Here is a 17,590-nt window from a genome sequence, read left to right as displayed (position 1 = left end):
AAAAGGATATACCTCCAGCCTTCATTCCTGTCGGGCAAAAAAATCAGGCACAACCTGTCGATCATGAACCTGAACAGCCTGAATGCCGAGTGCCCGTGCCGCGACGACGTTCGCTTCATTATCGTCGAAGAACAACACCTCACCCGCGCTCACCCCTTCTTCCCGCAGTACATGGCGATAGATATCCGCCTCGGGCTTACGCAACCCGAGATCCTGCGACAAGTACATCCGGTCGGCAGCCGCAACAACCTCCGGGTATTCCGTAGGCCAGAAGTCACAGTGCAAACGATTGGTATTGGAGAGAATGACCACCCGATGCCCGTCATGCCGCAGGCGGTGCATAATGTCCACAACTTCCCGGCGTAAGCCGATAAAGATAGCCTGCCATCCCATGGCAAACTGTTCATAACTGAGCGTAATCCCCATTTCATGGCAAAGCTGCGAGGCAAATGTTTCATCGCTGATTTCGCCGCGTTCGTGCTGTTGAAACGTTGGCCCCATAACAAAGCGCTCACGCAGAGTCGCCAACGGCGCACCGCTCAGAGTGCTCCAGACGCCCAATACGCGATTGAAATCAATATCAATCACCACATTGCCCAAATCAAAGATATACAACATGCGGCCTCCTGAGATTCGCCCCGGAGTTTCACTGTAACGGGAAAAAACCATACTGGATAGGGAGGAGAAAGGATAATAACAGGCGCTAAAATAGTGCAGTTTACGGACGTTCTCCGGCTTAAGCCGGTATAAAAAGCAAAAGGCCCCAAAATGGGGCCTTATTTCAGTTCAGCGAAAAAAATCACTCTTCCTTGCTGGAACGATTGGCGCGACGGCGATCGTTTTCCGTCAGGTGGCGCTTGCGCAGACGAATCGACTGAGGGGTAACTTCCACCAGCTCGTCATCGTCAATAAACTCCAGCGCCTGCTCCAGCGACATTTTCACCGGCGGAACCAGCACGGTGGCCTCATCCGTACCGGAGGCACGCATGTTGGTCAGCTTTTTACCGGTCAGGCAGTTTACCGTCAGGTCGTTGGAACGAGTATGGATACCAATAATTTGGCCTTCATACACTTCGGCGCCGTGACCCAGGAACAGTTTGCCGCGATCCTGCAGGCTGAACAGCGCATAGGCGACTGCTTTACCCTGACCGTTGGAGATCAGTACGCCGTTCTGACGCTGGCCGATTTCACCTGGACGGATGTCATCGTAGTGACTGAACGTGGAATACAGCAGACCGGTACCGGACGTCATGGTCATAAAATCGGTACGGAAGCCGATCAAACCACGGCTCGGGATGACGTAATCCAAGCGAACACGTCCCTTGCCATCCGGGATCATGTCGCGCATTTCGCCTTTACGCAGACCCAGCGCTTCCATGACGGAACCCTGGTGCTGTTCTTCGATATCAACAGTAACTTGTTCAAACGGTTCCTGGCGGCGACCGTCGATGGTACGGAAGATAACTTTCGGTCGGGAAACCGCCAGTTCGAAACCTTCACGACGCATGTTTTCAATCAGAACAGACAGGTGCAGCTCACCACGACCGGACACACGGAAAGCATCCGGGTCTTCGGTTTCTTCTACGCGCAGTGCGACGTTATGCACCAATTCCTTACGCAAACGATCCAGAATCTGGCGAGAAGTCACGAACTTGCCTTCTTTACCGCAGAAAGGCGAGGTATTAACGCAGAAGAACATGGTTACTGTCGGTTCATCCACAGACAGAGCCGGCAGCGCTTCCACATTCGCGGTGTCGCACACGGTATCGGAGATGTTCAGATCGCCAAGGCCGGTAAGCGCAATGATGTCGCCTGCTTCCGCCTTGTCGCTCTCGATACGTTGCAGCCCCAGATGGCCCAGCACTTGGCCGACTTTGCCATTACGCACTTTACCAGTGCTGTCGATGATGCTGACCTGCTGATTCGGCTTCACCACGCCGCGCTTGATACGACCAATACCGATGACACCCACGTAGTTGTTGTAATCCAACTGGGAGATCTGCATCTGGAATGGGCCGTTGAGATCCACATTTGGCGCTTCAACATGTTTTACGATCGCTTCAAACAGCGGCGTCATGTCTTCCGCCATGTCGTTATGATCCAGACCGGCAATACCGTTCAATGCGGAAGCGTAAACAATCGGGAAGTCCAGTTGCTCGTCGGTGGCGCCCAGATTGACGAACAAGTCGAAAACCTGATCCACAACCCAGTCCGGGCGGGCGCCGGGGCGGTCAACCTTGTTGATGACCACGATGGGCTTCAATCCGTAGGCAAAGGCTTTCTGGGTCACGAAGCGCGTCTGCGGCATCGGGCCGTCCATCGCATCCACCAGCAGTAATACGGAATCCACCATGGACATCACACGCTCCACCTCACCGCCAAAGTCGGCGTGTCCTGGGGTGTCTACGATATTGATGCGATAGCCATTCCAGTTAATGGCGGTGTTTTTCGCGAGGATGGTAATCCCGCGTTCTTTCTCAAGGTCATTGGAGTCCATCACACGTTCGGTAAGTTCTGTACGCTCACCCAGCGTTCCGGATTGTTGCAGCAGTTTGTCAACCAGGGTGGTTTTTCCATGGTCAACGTGCGCAATAATAGCGATGTTACGCAAATTTTCGATCACAGCTTTGCCTCAGGCATTTAGAAATAGCGCGCTATTGTACACGTATTAATCGAGCGACAGAACAAGATCACAATCATCTATCCAAAACAACCTGCAACCCTCTGCGCTGTGATCCCCTTCACGGTGCAAAAATCGTGCACCCGGCTTACCTTAATGCACCAAAATGAATCAATAACACCAAAACGGAGCACCATTTTGGTGCTTATAGTTTTCATGGTGCAGCTATCGATGACACAAAAACCAGCAGGAACGCACTTCAGCGGTATATAGACAAAGTTGGCACAGTTTTAGCTATAACTTAATCACGGTAACAACATCATTCATTCCGCAACGATATTCGTTCCACGACGATATAAATGACACAATCGGGAGAGCTTAAGTATGTCAGTAGAACACGTTTTGACGATGCTGAAAGAACATGAGGTGAAGTTCGTCGATCTTCGCTTCACGGACACCAAAGGTAAGGAGCAGCACGTCACTATTCCAGCTCATCAAGTTGACGCTGACTTCTTCGAAGACGGCAAAATGTTTGATGGCTCCTCGATTGGCGGCTGGAAAGGCATCAACGAATCCGACATGGTGTTAATGCCAGACGCCACTACTGCTGTTCTGGATCCGTTCTACGAAGAATCTACTCTGATCATCCGTTGTGACATCCTGGAACCAGGCACCATGCAGGGCTATGATCGCGACCCGCGTTCCATCGCCAAGCGTGCTGAAGATTTCCTGCGTTCTTCCGGCATCGCAGACACCGTACTGTTTGGGCCTGAACCAGAATTCTTCCTGTTTGACGACGTGCGTTTCGGCAGCAGCATCTCCGGTTCTCACGTTGCTATCGACGACATCGAAGGCGCCTGGAACTCCAGCACCAAATACGAAGGCGGCAACAAAGGCCACCGTCCGGCAGTAAAAGGCGGCTACTTCCCGGTTCCGCCGGTAGATTCGTCACAGGATCTGCGTTCCACCATGTGTCTGACCATGGAACAGATGGGCCTGGTCGTCGAAGCTCACCACCACGAAGTGGCGACTGCCGGTCAGAACGAAGTGGCTACCCGCTTCAACACGTTGACCAAAAAAGCCGACGAAATTCAGATCTACAAGTATGTCGTGCACAACGTTGCCCATGCATTCGGTAAGACTGCGACATTTATGCCGAAACCAATGTTCGGCGATAACGGTTCCGGTATGCACTGCCATATGTCTCTGGCTAAAGACGGCGCTAACCTGTTCTCCGGCGACAAATACGGCGGCTTGTCCGAAACGGCGCTGTACTACATCGGCGGCGTTATCAAACATGCTAAAGCCATCAACGCACTGGCCAACCCGACCACCAACTCTTACAAGCGTCTGGTTCCGGGTTACGAAGCACCGGTTATGCTGGCTTACTCCGCCCGTAACCGTTCTGCCTCCATCCGTATTCCAGTGGTTGCAAGTCCGAAAGCGCGCCGCATCGAAGTGCGTTTCCCGGATCCGGCTGCCAACCCGTACCTGTGCTTCTCTGCACTGCTGATGGCTGGTTTGGACGGCATCATCAACAAAATCCACCCGGGCGATGCCATGGACAAGAACCTGTACGATCTGCCGGCTGAAGAAGCCAGCGCAATCCCGCAGGTTGCCGGCTCTCTGGAAGAAGCGCTGAATGCGCTGGATGCAGACCGCGAGTTCCTGACCCGCGGCGGCGTATTCACCGACGATACTATCGATGCTTACATCGAACTGCGTCGCGCTGAAAACGACCGTGTTCGCATGACTCCGCACCCGGTTGAGTTCGAACTGTACTACAGCGTGTAACACCCGCGCCTGGACGGCAGGAAAAGAAAATGATGCCAATGCTGCCGTCCGCAAAACGTTTTTTCTTTATGTTTATTTTTGTTGCCGTGGAAACTTTTCAGCCCATCTTCGGATGGGCTTTTTTCTCCACTCAACATCTTACGGTTGCTACTTAAACTACAATCCAGAATAGTGTGCACTACAATGGTGCGGGAGTCTGCGTTATGGCAACAGGCACGCTGCCCGATGCTGGGCAGATCCTAAATTCTTTAATAAACAGTATTTTATTACTGGATAAAGATCTGGCTATTCACTACTCCAACCCGGCGGCGCAGCAACTTCTGGCGCAAAGCTCGCGCAAGCTGTCAGGAACACCGCTACCGGAACTGCTGGGCTATTTTTCGCTGAATCTGGATCTGATGCGAGAAAGCCTCGACTCAGGGCAAGGCTTTACCGATAACGAAGTCACCCTCGTGGTGGACGGCAAGGCGCATATCATGTCCATCACCGCTCAGCGTATACAGAATGACTTCATCCTGATGGAAATGGCGCCAATGGATAACCAGCGTCGGCTCAGCCAGGAACAACTGCAACATGCCCAACAGCAAGCAGCCCGGGATTTGGTACGCGGGTTGGCGCACGAAATCAAAAATCCTCTGGGCGGACTGCGCGGCGCGGCGCAATTGCTCTCCAAAGCGCTGCCCGATCCCGCGCTGATGGAATACACCAAGGTCATCATTGAGCAGGCCGATCGCCTGCGCAATCTGGTCGACAGGTTACTCGGCCCGCAACAACCCGGTTTGCACGTTACGCAAAGCATTCATCAGGTGGCGGAACGGGTTTTCCAGCTGGTTTCGCTGGAAAAGGCCGATAACGTTACTCTGGTTCGGGACTATGACCCCAGCCTGCCGGAACTCATGCATGACCCGGATCAGATAGAGCAAGTTCTGCTGAATATCACCCGCAATGCTCTGCAGGCTCTAGGGGCAGAAGGCGGCACCATCACGATACGAACTCGTACCGCTTTTCAGCTGACGCTGCATGGCGTGCGCTATCGGCTGGTCGCCCGTATCGATATCGAAGACGATGGCCCCGGCGTTCCCGCTCATTTGCAGGATACGCTGTTCTACCCGATGGTGAGTGGTCGCGAAGGAGGAACCGGGCTGGGCTTGTCGATAGCCCGAAACCTTATCGATCAGCACTCTGGAAAAATTGAATTTAATAGTTGGCCAGGTCATACCGAATTTTCGGTTTATCTGCCCATTCGCCAGTGAGGTTCATAATGCAACGAGGGATAGTCTGGATTGTCGACGACGATAGCTCCATCCGTTGGGTGCTTGAACGCGCACTTACAGGGGCGGGTTTAACCTGTGCAACTTTTGATAACGGAACCCAGGCGCTGAATGCACTGGCGACACAAACGCCAGACGTTCTGTTATCCGATATCCGTATGCCTGGTATGGATGGGTTGGCATTACTGCAACAGATCAAACAACGCCATCCGATGCTGCCGGTCATCATTATGACAGCGCATTCCGATTTGGACGCAGCCGTCAGCGCTTATCAACAGGGCGCGTTTGATTACCTGCCAAAACCGTTTGATATTGATGAAGCCGTCGCGTTGGTCGAGCGTGCCATCAGCCACTATATGGAACAACAACAACCGGTCCGCAGCCAGCCCATCAGCGGGCCGACTACGGACATTATCGGTGAAGCGCCCGCCATGCAGGACGTGTTCCGGATAATCGGCCGGTTGTCCCGCTCATCCATCAGCGTCCTGATCAACGGTGAATCAGGTACCGGGAAAGAACTGGTGGCCCATGCGCTGCATCGCCATAGCCCGCGCGCCAAGGCGCCGTTTATTGCGCTGAATATGGCGGCTATTCCCAAGGATCTGATTGAATCAGAACTGTTCGGCCATGAAAAAGGCGCATTTACCGGCGCTAACCAGATTCGTCAGGGTCGTTTCGAACAGGCTGACGGCGGCACTCTGTTTTTAGATGAAATCGGGGATATGCCGCTGGATGTGCAGACCCGCCTGTTGCGTGTGCTGGCTGACGGCCAGTTCTATCGCGTCGGCGGCTATGCGGCAGTGAAAGTGGACGTGCGCATCATCGCCGCCACCCACCAGAACCTGGAACTGCGGGTGCAGGAAGGTAAGTTTCGCGAAGACCTGTTCCATCGTCTGAATGTGATTCGAGTTCATCTGCCGCCACTACGCGAGCGCCGGGAAGACATTCCTCGTCTGGCCAGGTATTTCCTGCAAGCCACGGCTAAAGAGCTGGGCGTTGAACCCAAGAACCTGCATCCGGAAACTGAAGCGGCGTTGACCCGTTTACCGTGGCCGGGCAACGTGCGCCAATTGGAAAATACCTGTCGCTGGCTCACGGTGATGGCAGCCGGCCAGGAAGTTCTGATTCAGGATTTACCGCCTGAGCTGTTCGAAACCACGGCGCCAGACGCTACGGTTCACGTCATGCCGGACAGTTGGGCTACCTTGCTGGCTCAGTGGGCCGATCGCGCGCTGCGTTCCGGTCATCAGAACCTGCTGGCCGAAGCACAACCAGAGATGGAGCGTACTTTATTGACCACGGCCTTGCGGCACACGCAGGGACATAAGCAAGAAGCCGCACGTTTACTGGGATGGGGCCGCAATACGCTCACGCGCAAGCTCAAGGAGCTGGGTATGGAATAACGACTCTCGTCACCATATTCGATAACGTACCGCAGGTTTCAGACTGGCGATAAAAAGTACAATATGGAGCACAGAATTGTCGCAATTTTATACTTTACATGATCGACGCCAGCAGTATGATCATGTCGCTGACTTAAGAGGGTAATCATGCTGGAATCACTTATTTCCGCAGTGACACACGGCGCGGAACTCAGTAATGCGGTGGGACACACATCGCAGACTGCCATCGCCGCGGTGTTGTGTGCTGCATTGATCAATTTCTTCAGCTAACACACTTAGCGAACAGAAATAACAAACGGCCAGTCAATATATGACTGGCCGTTGTCTTTTTCACAGTGAGGCTCACGTCAAATAACCCGAGAAAACTGCCGCTCCCGCATTTTGTTACGCAGATAGACGTCGAAGCACATACAAATATTGCGAATCAGCAAACGGCCTTTGGGCGTCACGCGAATAGCGTTTGTATCAACAACTACCAGCCCGTCTTCCGCCATCGGCGCAAGCATCGCCAGATCTTCCTGAAAATACGCGCTAAAGCGGATGTCATATGCTTCTTCAATCGCCGCATAATCCAGCCGGAAATGACAAATCAGCATCTTAATGACGTCACGCCGAATACAATCGTCAAGCGTCAAACTTAGACCTCGCCACAGTGCATGCCCATGCGCTTTCACTGCAGCATAATATTGTTTCAATTCCTTCTGATTCTGGGCATAACTGTCGCCAATCATGCTAATCGCCGAAACGCCCATGCCCAAGAGATCCGTATTTCCCTGAGTGGTATACCCCTGGAAATTGCGGTGTAATGCGCCATGACGCTGTGCTATCGCCAATTCATCATCCGGCCGGGCAAAATGATCCATACCAATAAACTGATAACCAGCCTGAGTCAGCATCTGGATAGTCTGCTGTAAAATATTCAGCTTCTGATCCGCGCTCGGTAAATCTTCCTGCCTGATTTTACGCTGCGCAGCGAACAAGTTTGGCAAATGCGCATAATTAAACACGCTCAACCGATGCGGCTGTAGCTCCGCAACACGTTGCAGCGTAAACGCGAAGCTTTCCGGTGTTTGCTTCGGCAAACCATAAATCAAATCGATATTGGTTGAAGCGAATCCCAGCGCTTTAGCCCGTGCAATCAATGCAAAGATAAAAGACTCATCCTGTTCACGGTTAACCAACCGCTGAACTTCCTTATTGAAATCTTGCACTCCCATGCTCAGACGATTGAATCCTTCAGCACGCAGATGATCCAGAATATCCAGCTCAATCTCTCTGGGGTCGATTTCCAGAGACATTTCCGCCGAAGGAGACAGATTGAAATTCTCACGCAGAATAGCCATCAACCGGCTGATTTGACTGGCATCAAGGAACGTTGGCGTTCCACCGCCCCAATGCATTTGCGTCACGAGGCGCCCTGCAAACAGAGGCGCTCGCTGACGAATCTCCTGTTCAAGAACATCCAGATACTCGTCAGCCTTATGTAGCTGACGTGTCACCAGCTTGTTGCAGCCGCAGAAATAGCACAATCGGTGACAGAAAGGGATATGAAGATAAAGAGAGAGCGGTCGTTCAGGATAACGAGCAACGGCTTGCAGGAAAGCTGTCTGATCATAACTGTCGCTAAATTCGAGTGCAGTGGGATAGGACGTGTAACGTGGCCCAGAATAGTTGTATTTCTGTATCAGGGCCAGGTCCCAGTCTATATCTTGATCCGACATACCGCTCACTCCTTCCGGTAACGTTTATTGGTCGCCCGCCCAAATGGAAACGACCGCTGATGGGAAAAGGCGACACGCTGCAATTTTTCCTTTCGCTTCGATATACGTCGCAATTTAATCAGCAGACTTAGCAAAAAACAGGCACCTAAAATTCCTATCAGCAGAACCGCCGCTTTTATCATTAGTAACCGTCTTTGGGATTATTTCGTTTAAGCAACTGAAGCATATCCTCTTCCGGCTTATCTTCATCCTCATCGTCATCCAGTGCGATACCGAGTTGCTCCATAAGCATATCAATGCGATCCAGCTTTTCATCAACCCATGATTGATCTTTTGCCGGCAAAGCCTCGCCTCTTTCCAGCCGATCCAGCAGTTCGTCCAGACGTGGATCGTTTTCCAGCATCTCCAACTCTTCTTCAGGAGACATCCGATACATGTTGTTCTGTTGAACCGCTACCGGTTTTATCGCCGATGCGTTGTCAGATACCAGAAGAACCGGCTTTTTGCTGCCAATTCGTGGATCTTTCGTTTTGGCCTCCGATGTATTCTGTTTACCGTCGCCGCTTGGCTGCATGCGGCTTCCAGCTACATTGCCTCGATGTTTTTTCTGACGTTTCCGCGCGCGAGCTTCAAGATCCAGCTCTTCACGGCTCTTCTTTTTGACTCTGGGTTTGGAGGCGTTGCCTCCCTTCCCTTTGATAGGTTGTTTCATGGTATCAATCTCTGATTCTTGCATACGAATGTAGGGAGAATTGCGGCGGAATCTAGCAGAAAGCGCCCCAATAAAAAAGTGCTCCACCGACCCCGGCAAGCTTTTATTTCTTTCCGGCTGTGACCCAATTGGATCAGCTTCCGCAGACAGATAAAGCACCGTATTTGGTCAGTTACAGGTATAATCGTGCGATGAATTATGATCCAAACAGAGACCATATTGTGACCTATCAATACAACTATCATGTGACCCATTTTGTCACCAGCGCTCCGGATATTCGTCATCTTCCTGCCGACAGCGGTATTGAAGTCGCTTTTGCTGGTCGCTCAAATGCTGGAAAATCAAGCGCACTCAATACATTAACTAATCAGAAAAGCCTTGCCCGCACCAGTAAGACACCGGGACGAACCCAGCTTATTAACTTGTTCGAGGTTACTGAGGGTATACGTCTGGTCGACCTTCCCGGTTACGGCTATGCCGAGGTTCCTGAAGAAATGAAGCGCAAATGGCAGAAAGCGCTGGGGGAATATTTACAAAAACGTCACTGCCTCAAAGGACTGGTTATCCTGATGGATATTCGCCACCCGCTGAAAGATTTGGATCAGCAAATGCTGGAATGGTCAGTGGACGTTGGGCTACCGGTGCTGGTACTGCTCACTAAAGCGGATAAATTGGCTCAAGGCGCCCGCAAAGCACAATTGAATATGGTGCGTGAAGCAGTATTGCCTTTTATGGGTGACATACAGGTCGAGACGTTCTCATCGTTAAAAAAAACCGGTGTAGATAAATTACGTCAAAAACTGGATACCTGGTTCAGCATGCCGCCGGAGATGTCTGAAGATCATCCGGAATAACGCCGATTCTCTTTATCTACGGAGTAATGGGCATTCCCGTCACGTCCATTACCCGATTTCACCTATTACTGATTTAACTCACAAACTCAGCAACATTTCCGGCATCCCCACAACGATGTGTGTTCCACGCCTGTTTTAAACGTAATGACGATAATCTCAATCAATACAATAAAAAACGCCCCGGTCAGAAAACTGACCGGGGCGGCTAATATTAAGCCAAATCCGATTACGTGAAGTAAAAGGTCTGAAAGATAGAACATCTTACCTCTGTACCCTACGTGTTTAACTCTACTCTATTTCTTTTCTGGAAAAAAGGATTTTTTGTTGTTTAATTTCATAAAAACTGGTGAGCAATTAAACAAAGCCAAACTAGGTCACAAAATACTGTAGCTTAATTACAGAAATTCTCAGATGTAGTTAGAAAAACAAGGAAATCATCAAAAACAAAACTTTTCCAATCATGACTCACCGACCATGCACGCTATCAACAACTGGAATCAATGCGCCTCATCCCAGTTCTTTCCTGACCCCACATCAACCTGAAGCGGCACATTCAACTGCATACAACCTTCCATCAGCGCCTTGATTTTTGCTTTGGCTCCTTCCAGCACCGATTCATGAACCTCGAAGACCAGTTCATCATGAACCTGCATAATCATGTTGATTAGTGGTTCTTCCTGAGACAGCAGCCAAGCATCGATAGATGCCATAGCTTTCTTAATAATATCCGCCGCTGTTCCCTGCATCGGCGCGTTAATTGCCGCACGCTCGGCAGCCTTACGGCTAATGGCGTTACGAGAATGGATATCCGGTAAATAGAGACGACGACCATCCAGCGTAGCCACATAGCCTTTTTCGGCGGCCTGTTGGCGGGTTTGCTCCATATAATGCTGAACCCCGGGATAGCGCTCAAAGTACAGATTCATGTATTTCTGCGCTTCATTACGTCCAATTCCCAACTGCCGCGACAGACCAAAGGCGCTCATCCCATAAATCAAACCAAAGTTGATCGCTTTCGCGCTGCGCCGCTGCTCGGCTGTCACTTTATCGATCGGCAGGCCAAAAACCTCTGCGGCGGTAGCTCGGTGAATATCCAAACCATCGGAAAACGCTTTCAGCAAACCAGCGTCACAGGATAAATGCGCCATAATGCGCAATTCAATCTGCGAATAGTCAGCAGCAACAATGCAATATCCTTCAGGAGCAATGAATGCCTGGCGGATACGCCGACCTTCTTCATTACGCACAGGAATATTCTGCAGGTTGGGATCACTGGAAGAGAGACGACCTGTAGCCGTTACCGCCTGGTGATAGGAGGTATGCACCCGTTTAGTCAACGGGTTAATCATCATCGGTAGCTTATCGGTATACGTCGATTTCAGCTTTGCCAACCCCCGGTACTCCAGAATCACCTTCGGTAGCGGGTAATCCAGCGCCAGTTCAGCCAACACTTCCTCATTGGTAGACGGTGCGCCCTTTGGCGTTTTCTTGGTAACAGGCAACTGCAGTTTTTCATACAGGATGGCTTGCAACTGCTTAGTGGACGAAAGATTGAAAACTTCACCGGCCAGCTCATGTGCCCGAACTTCCAACTCCGCCAGCCGCTGCGTCAACTCTTTAGAATGCTCCGCCAGAATAGCGGTATCGATCAGTACACCCTGGCGTTCCATACGAGACAAAATCGGCACCAACGGCATATCAATATCCCGGAAAACCTGGAACAGCGATGGTTCTTTATTCAATTTTTCCGAGAGTGCCTGATGCAGACGAAGCGTAACATCCGCGTCTTCGGCAGCATAAACAGCCGCTTGTTCCAGTGGTATCTGGTTGAACGTCAGTTGACTCTTACCTTTGCCAGCAATTTCCTCGAATGTAATGGTCTTATGATTCAGATAACGCTCTGACAAACTATCCATATCATGCCGGCCGGCGACGCTATCAAGCACGTAGGATTCGAGCATGGTATCAAAGGCAATCCCCCGTAGCGTGATGCCATATCGCGCCATCACTCCTTTATCGAATTTCAGGTTTTGCCCGATTTTCAACACACTGGCATCTTCCAGTACAGGCTTCAGCAGAGCCAGCACCTTATCGCGATCAAGCTGTTCAGGCGCATCCAGATAATCATGTCCTAACGGCAAATAGGCTGCTTCGCCCGCATTGATAGCAAAAGATATCCCGACCAACGTTGTACTGATGGTATCCAGACTGTCGGTCTCGGTATCGAATGCAAAAATACCTTTAGTTTTGATGCGATCGAGCCATGCTATCAGCGTTTGTTCATCAAGAATGGTGATATACCCTTCCTGAGACAACACACTGGCTGCAACTTTAGGCTCATCATCAACCCTTGGCTTAACAAAGGGTTGCGCTGGCTGCACATGCTTACGTCCCGAGCCGTTTAACCATTGCCCCGACTCCACATCCGCCAGCCATCGCTTGAATTCATAACGGGTAAACATCTCCTTCAGGACATCTGTATCCGGTTCAATAAGCGTCAGTTGTTCGCTGTTCAGCACCAGTTCAACGTCCGTTTTTATCGTCGCCAGTTTATAAGAGAGGTAGGCTACATCCTTATGCTGCTCCAGTTTGGCGGCCATTGTCTTGGCGCCACGGAAGCTCAACCCGGCAATTTTGTCGAGGTTGGCAAAAAGAACATCCAAGCCGCCCAGCCCTTGTAATAAGGCCTGAGCTGTTTTTTCCCCGACACCCGGCACGCCGGGAATGTTATCCGAAGAGTCACCCATCAACGCCAGAAAATCGATAATCAGTTCGGGCGGAATACCATATTTAGCGCAGACTTCATCCGGGCCAAGAATGGTGTTATTCATGGTATTGATCAGGGTGATATCCGGCGTCACCAACTGCGCCATATCCTTATCACCGGTACTGATCAACACCGGCTTTCCTTCGCTTGCGGCCTGCTGCGCCAACGTGCCAATCACATCGTCAGCTTCTACCCCCGGCACAACCAACAACGGGAAACCCATCGCTTTAACCATATTGTGCAAAGGCTCGATCTGCGCACGCAAATCATCCGGCATCGGGGGCCGATGTGACTTGTAATCTTCAAACAATTCATCACGAAACGTTTTGCCCTTCGCGTCGAACACCACGGCGACATGGCTGGGGTGATACTGAAGAATCAGACTGCGCAGCATGTTAAGCACACCATACATCGCACCGGTGGGCTCACCGACGCTGTTCGTTAATGGTGGAAATGCGTGGTAGGCACGGTACAGGTAAGAGGAACCGTCGACCAAAATAAGAGGATTATCTGCAATTTGAACCATAATTTTTCGCGATCGTTGTTTTCAACAATAGGGACAGCATGCCATAGCTGGTTGGAAGAGACGAATGCTAACGCGCGGTCATACCGCTTTTTGCATAACGCCACGCAAAACAGTCTGTGGATAACTTTGTGAACAAAAAAACAAGCGAGGTTCCATCATAAGAAAATCAGTATGAGCTTTAATTAAAAATCAATAAAAATCATTTCATTATAAAAAAACACCAAGCTTATCAGTAACGCTGTTACGCCGAGGATAATGTGGATAGGTGTAATATCAAGAAAACCGAAAAGCATGAAAATATCATTAAGTAATAGAATTGATTCAAAACAAAAAACCCCACATACATTGCAATATGTGGGGTCATATGATGATGCAAGATTACTTTTGGGACAGCAGGAAGTTCACAACGTCAGTGTACTGCTTGACATAGGCATCCATAGAACTGGTATCCAGGCCGTCACTTTTCACCATATATTTGCCATTAACAAAGACGGCAGGCACACCACGCAGTTGTAGATCGGCGGCCGCCTTTTCCTGCTGCGCAACCAGCGATTTCACCACAAAACTGTTCAACGCATTATCATAATCTTCAGGCTTAACCCCTGCTGCCACAAAGACGTTGCGAATATCTTCAACCCGTTGAACAGTCTGCGTTTTCTGCACTGCATCAAACATCAGAGGGCTAACTTTATCTTCAACGCCCAAAGCGATCGCCACAGCCCATGCTTTGGTTAATTCAGCCCCTAATGGCCCAAGAAAATCAACATGATATTTAGTCAGTTTCGTTCCGGCTGGCAGAGACTTCTCGATAGCGTCAGTAACATGAAAAACCTGAGAAAACTGATAGCAATGCGGACAATAGAAGGAAAAGAATTCCAGAACCTGAGGTTCCTGCTGAGCAGGTTTATCCAGCGTGACAAACTGCTTACCGTTGGAAAAGTCAGCTGCTGACGCGCTAAACGCCAACACCATACCGACCAGCGCAAGCCATATTTTCTTCATAGCACTATATCTCCATTAACATCAATACATTGGCGTTAGCGTCAAAGGTGGTTCCTGCAACAACTTCGCCTGCTCAGTAAAGATCACTATCTGTTTTATCCAAAAATCTGCATCCTGCACCCATGGAAAACTACGGGGAAAAGCAGGATCTTCCCAGCGTCGAACCACCCAGGCCAAATAATGAACCATGCGCATAGCCCTGAGCGGTTCAATCAGTACGAGTTCCGATTCATCAAATGAAGAAAATTCGCTGTAGGCTTCTAGCAATATATCCAATTGAATACGCTGTTCATGACGTTCACCATGCAGCAGCATCCAGAGATCCTGAACAGCAGGGCCATTACGAGCATCATCCAAATCGACGAACAAAGGCCCGTCACGCCACAAAATATTACCTGGATGGCAATCGCCATGCAGACGTCGCATAGCGCATTGTTGATGCCACATGAGTTTCACTTCATGACTCAGATGGTCGACGGCTTGCAGAAATGCATCCCGAGATCCAACAGGTATCAACTCACATTGAGATAACGTCGTAAAAGACTCGTCCAGATAAGCAACCACGCCTATCGTCGGACGAGACACAAACAGACGCTTACTACCAGTTTGATGAATACGCCCCAGATAACGGCCAACACCCTCAAGCTGTTCATCGTTATCCATCTCAAACTGCCGCCCCCCTGCACTAGGGAAAACAGCAAAGAAAAACCCATCATACTCATGAAGGGTTTTCTCCTGCAGAACCAATGGTGCAACGACAGGAACCTCATCTTCAGACAGCTCGCAGGCAAAAGCATGCTCTTCAGCGATTTGTTCCGCACTCCAACGTTGAGGCCGATAGAACTTCGCAACATATCGTTTACGATCTTCGTCGCTGAACTGATAGACCCGGTTTTCGTAACTGTTGAGCGCCGTTAACCCAGAATCCACCCGAATACCCGTAGACCAAAGAGCATCCATAATGACGTCAGGAGAGAGCGTATGAAAATTAAATACAGCATCACACACCACGGCTCACCCCAACTTTTCGGTAAGTCAGACACATTACTTGTGCGCTGATTTCAGTCTTTGATGACCCCTCGGGCTCGCAACAGCGCTGTTTTGAAATCTTCTTCATAATCTTTCTGCAAGCCAGGTATCGGCTGCGCTCTATCGGAGTCACGCATCTTCAAATGGTAGATAAGGATATCATCAGTCAAATCACTAAGCGCCCCCTCAAACCCGGCCTCCTGTGCAAGTTTTTGTAAAAATTGCACTAGATTCAGATCCGGCTCTTTCTGCCAGGCAGGTTGCAACAACTCAATCAATTCATTCAGACGATGACATTTCATAATCGTTTCCTCATAGATCAATAACCATATTGCTAGTATGAGGAAAGCGCTTGGCGTCGCGCTACAGTTTTCCGACAATAACGCATCAAATAATGATGGATTTGAACACTATGATTACCGGAATTATTTTAGCCGGAGGCAAATCCTCCCGTATGGGTGGCAATGATAAGGGCTTGATTGAGTTGAAGGGAAAACCCATCTACCAGTATGTGCTTGAGCGATTACGACCTCAGGTCGACGAGATACTGATCAATGCTAACCGGCACCTAGAGCGCTATCAACAAAGCGGTTATCCGGTAATCGGTGATATTAACCGGGACTTTGCCGGCCCTCTGGCGGGTATATTTACCGGGCTAAAGTCCGTTCATTCTGACTGGGCCGTATTTGCTCCGTGCGACGTACCTGCATTGCCCAATAATTTAGTCGCCAAACTCCGGCTATCAGTAGATAAAAGCCCAGCGGCATATGCTACTGACGGCAAACGCCCGCATCCAACATTGCTGCTGATACATACCAGCCAAATAAAACCGCTCGAGATATATCTGCAAAACGGTGATCGCAAGTTAATGCTGTTTCTGAATAACATCGGGGCGGTGCCGGTTGATTTCTCTGACCAACCCCAGGCATTCAGGAATCTCAATACACCGGAAGATCTGCAATCATGGCGCGAGGATATCCACCATGCCTGATATTCCATTACTGGCCATTGCCGCTCATAGTGGTACGGGGAAAACCACGTTGCTGAAGCAAATTATTCCCCGATTGAAGAACATGGGAATACGGGTCGGGGTTATCAAACACACGCATCATGATATGGATGTTGATAAACCAGGAAAAGATAGTTATGAATTGCGTAAATCCGGTGCCGATCAAACGCTGGTGGCCAGTAATACACGATGGGCACTAATGACGGAAACACCAGACAAACAAGAACCAAACCTACAGTTTTTGGCTGGCAGAATGGACGCCTCCACGTTGGATCTCATTCTCGTTGAAGGTTTTAAGTACGAAAAAATAGCCAAAATTGTTCTGATTCGACAGGGATACGGCCCATCTTTCACAGAAAAACAGATTGATCGTTTCACTCTGGCAGTCGCCAGTGATACACCTCTACAGGTTGAAGTCCCCCTGTTAGATATCAATAGTCCCGACGAAATATGTTCATTCATTCAACAATGGCTTGAAAGCCTCGTCACGAGGTAATACCAGAAGTTCTGATGCAGTAACAAAGCCAGAAGCAGGAGGCCGTGCGCAATGTCAGTGCCGGCAGCAACACAGAACCCTTCCCGGGACAGCGAGGTCTGTTCGCTGAAAAACTAAAAGGATATGTGGAGGGAGTAGGTAATAACCCGTGCAATGCACTAAAGGATTAGGGTAATCATGTTCGGTGCATTTGAACTCAGTCATCATCACGTTCTCCAGATTTAAGTCAGGAACGAGTCCATGCTAGTCGGTACGCCTCGACACGGGAGTGTTAGAAATTCTGTGTCATTCCAGTAGTATATAATCAAAAAGGAATGACATATGTCCCAGCCCTTCGATTTCGATAAAGCGCTTAAAGCCCTCCAGTCTGGTCAGGCATTAACGGG

Annotated in this window: 15 protein-coding genes; 7 read left to right on the top strand and 8 right to left on the bottom strand. The window is 50.0% G+C overall.

Translation table 11 applies throughout. The annotated features are described in order from the left end of the window. Window positions 1-21: 21 nt before the first annotated feature. A complete protein-coding gene (gene yihX / locus HEP82_RS13315) occupies window positions 22-618 on the bottom strand; it encodes a glucose-1-phosphatase (protein ID WP_192458524.1) in 597 nt (198 codons plus the stop codon). A gap of 181 nt (window positions 619-799) precedes the next feature. After that, complete coding sequence (gene typA / locus HEP82_RS13310) at window positions 800-2,623, bottom strand: ribosome-dependent GTPase TypA (protein WP_192458523.1); 1,824 nt, start codon at window positions 2,621-2,623, stop codon at window positions 800-802. A gap of 381 nt (window positions 2,624-3,004) precedes the next feature. Here typA and glnA point away from each other — a divergent pair, with 381 nt between their 5' ends. The 4 genes from glnA to HEP82_RS13290 all read left to right on the top strand — a co-directional run bounded on the left by glnA (window position 3,005) and on the right by HEP82_RS13290 (window position 7,358). Beyond that, window positions 3,005-4,414 (top strand): glutamate--ammonia ligase, encoded by a 1,410-nt coding sequence (glnA, locus tag HEP82_RS13305; RefSeq protein ID WP_015855604.1) that lies wholly within the window; start codon window positions 3,005-3,007, stop codon window positions 4,412-4,414. Window positions 4,415-4,617: 203 nt separating this feature from the next. Next, entirely contained in the window at window positions 4,618-5,667 is a 1,050-nt protein-coding gene (glnL, locus tag HEP82_RS13300) for a nitrogen regulation protein NR(II) (protein WP_015855606.1), read from the top strand. Between the two features lie 8 nt (window positions 5,668-5,675). Beyond that, window positions 5,676-7,088 carry a nitrogen regulation protein NR(I) gene (gene glnG, locus HEP82_RS13295; protein WP_015855607.1) on the top strand — a complete coding sequence of 471 codons (1,413 nt, stop codon included), beginning with the start codon at window positions 5,676-5,678 and terminating at the stop codon, window positions 7,086-7,088. Between the two features lie 147 nt (window positions 7,089-7,235). After that, complete coding sequence (locus HEP82_RS13290; RefSeq protein WP_015855608.1) at window positions 7,236-7,358, top strand: YshB family small membrane protein; 123 nt, start codon at window positions 7,236-7,238, stop codon at window positions 7,356-7,358. A gap of 77 nt (window positions 7,359-7,435) precedes the next feature. Here HEP82_RS13290 and hemN read toward each other — a convergent pair whose 3' ends face one another. Together hemN and yihI are read right to left on the bottom strand one after the other, a co-directional pair. Continuing rightward, a complete protein-coding gene (gene hemN, locus HEP82_RS13285; protein ID WP_192458522.1) occupies window positions 7,436-8,809 on the bottom strand; it encodes an oxygen-independent coproporphyrinogen III oxidase in 1,374 nt (457 codons plus the stop codon). 181 nt (window positions 8,810-8,990) lie between these two features. Further along, window positions 8,991-9,521 (bottom strand): Der GTPase-activating protein YihI, encoded by a 531-nt coding sequence (gene yihI, locus HEP82_RS13280; RefSeq protein ID WP_192458602.1) that lies wholly within the window; start codon window positions 9,519-9,521, stop codon window positions 8,991-8,993. 191 nt (window positions 9,522-9,712) lie between these two features. Between yihI and yihA the strand changes: the two genes are divergently transcribed. Next, on the top strand, window positions 9,713-10,375 hold the full coding sequence (yihA, locus tag HEP82_RS13275; RefSeq protein ID WP_192458521.1) for a ribosome biogenesis GTP-binding protein YihA/YsxC: 663 nt from the start codon (window positions 9,713-9,715) through the stop codon (window positions 10,373-10,375). A gap of 497 nt (window positions 10,376-10,872) precedes the next feature. On the opposite strand, the gene polA is transcribed toward yihA, so the two are convergent. The 4 genes from polA to HEP82_RS13255 form a co-directional block, all read right to left on the bottom strand. Then, window positions 10,873-13,668 (bottom strand): DNA polymerase I, encoded by a 2,796-nt coding sequence (gene polA, locus HEP82_RS13270; protein WP_192458520.1) that lies wholly within the window; start codon window positions 13,666-13,668, stop codon window positions 10,873-10,875. A 378-nt stretch (window positions 13,669-14,046) separates the two neighbouring features. After that, a complete protein-coding gene (gene dsbA / locus HEP82_RS13265) occupies window positions 14,047-14,670 on the bottom strand; it encodes a thiol:disulfide interchange protein DsbA (protein ID WP_192458519.1) in 624 nt (207 codons plus the stop codon). 21 nt (window positions 14,671-14,691) lie between these two features. Further along, window positions 14,692-15,678, bottom strand: coding sequence for a serine/threonine protein kinase (locus tag HEP82_RS13260; RefSeq protein WP_192458601.1), 987 nt, complete (start codon window positions 15,676-15,678; stop codon window positions 14,692-14,694). Between the two features lie 53 nt (window positions 15,679-15,731). Then, window positions 15,732-16,001 (bottom strand): YihD family protein, encoded by a 270-nt coding sequence (locus tag HEP82_RS13255; protein ID WP_015855615.1) that lies wholly within the window; start codon window positions 15,999-16,001, stop codon window positions 15,732-15,734. Between the two features lie 110 nt (window positions 16,002-16,111). On the opposite strand from HEP82_RS13255, the gene mobA reads away from it, so the two are divergent. Both mobA and mobB read left to right on the top strand, forming a co-directional pair. Further along, complete coding sequence (gene mobA / locus HEP82_RS13250; RefSeq protein WP_192458518.1) at window positions 16,112-16,690, top strand: molybdenum cofactor guanylyltransferase MobA; 579 nt, start codon at window positions 16,112-16,114, stop codon at window positions 16,688-16,690. Continuing rightward, window positions 16,683-17,204 (top strand): molybdopterin-guanine dinucleotide biosynthesis protein MobB, encoded by a 522-nt coding sequence (mobB, locus tag HEP82_RS13245; protein WP_192458517.1) that lies wholly within the window; start codon window positions 16,683-16,685, stop codon window positions 17,202-17,204. Before mobA ends, mobB begins: the two co-directional genes overlap by 8 nt. The last annotated feature ends 386 nt before the right edge of the window (window positions 17,205-17,590 follow it).

The organism is Musicola keenii (assembly GCF_014855505.1).
In the GTDB taxonomy this organism is placed as follows: domain Bacteria; phylum Pseudomonadota; class Gammaproteobacteria; order Enterobacterales; family Enterobacteriaceae; genus Musicola; species Musicola paradisiaca.
The sequence above is the reverse complement of the archived record's forward strand: the minus strand, read 5'-3'. Positions and strand labels throughout refer to the sequence as shown.

Bases quoted from the DNA above. Each gene is read 5' to 3' on its own strand.
- yihX (WP_192458524.1), bottom strand. From the start codon at position 618: ATGTTGTATATCTTTGATTTGGGCAATGTGGTGATTGATATTGATTTC.
- glnA (WP_015855604.1), top strand. From the start codon at position 3,005: ATGTCAGTAGAACACGTTTTGACGATGCTGAAAGAACATGAGGTGAAG.
- glnL (WP_015855606.1), top strand. From the start codon at position 4,618: ATGGCAACAGGCACGCTGCCCGATGCTGGGCAGATCCTAAATTCTTTA.
- glnG (WP_015855607.1), top strand. From the start codon at position 5,676: ATGCAACGAGGGATAGTCTGGATTGTCGACGACGATAGCTCCATCCGT.
- HEP82_RS13290 (WP_015855608.1), top strand. From the start codon at position 7,236: ATGCTGGAATCACTTATTTCCGCAGTGACACACGGCGCGGAACTCAGT.
- hemN (WP_192458522.1), bottom strand. From the start codon at position 8,809: ATGTCGGATCAAGATATAGACTGGGACCTGGCCCTGATACAGAAATAC.
- yihI (WP_192458602.1), bottom strand. From the start codon at position 9,521: ATGAAACAACCTATCAAAGGGAAGGGAGGCAACGCCTCCAAACCCAGA.
- yihA (WP_192458521.1), top strand. From the start codon at position 9,713: ATGAATTATGATCCAAACAGAGACCATATTGTGACCTATCAATACAAC.
- polA (WP_192458520.1), bottom strand. From the start codon at position 13,668: ATGGTTCAAATTGCAGATAATCCTCTTATTTTGGTCGACGGTTCCTCT.
- dsbA (WP_192458519.1), bottom strand. From the start codon at position 14,670: ATGAAGAAAATATGGCTTGCGCTGGTCGGTATGGTGTTGGCGTTTAGC.
- HEP82_RS13255 (WP_015855615.1), bottom strand. From the start codon at position 16,001: ATGAAATGTCATCGTCTGAATGAATTGATTGAGTTGTTGCAACCTGCC.
- mobA (WP_192458518.1), top strand. From the start codon at position 16,112: ATGATTACCGGAATTATTTTAGCCGGAGGCAAATCCTCCCGTATGGGT.
- mobB (WP_192458517.1), top strand. From the start codon at position 16,683: ATGCCTGATATTCCATTACTGGCCATTGCCGCTCATAGTGGTACGGGG.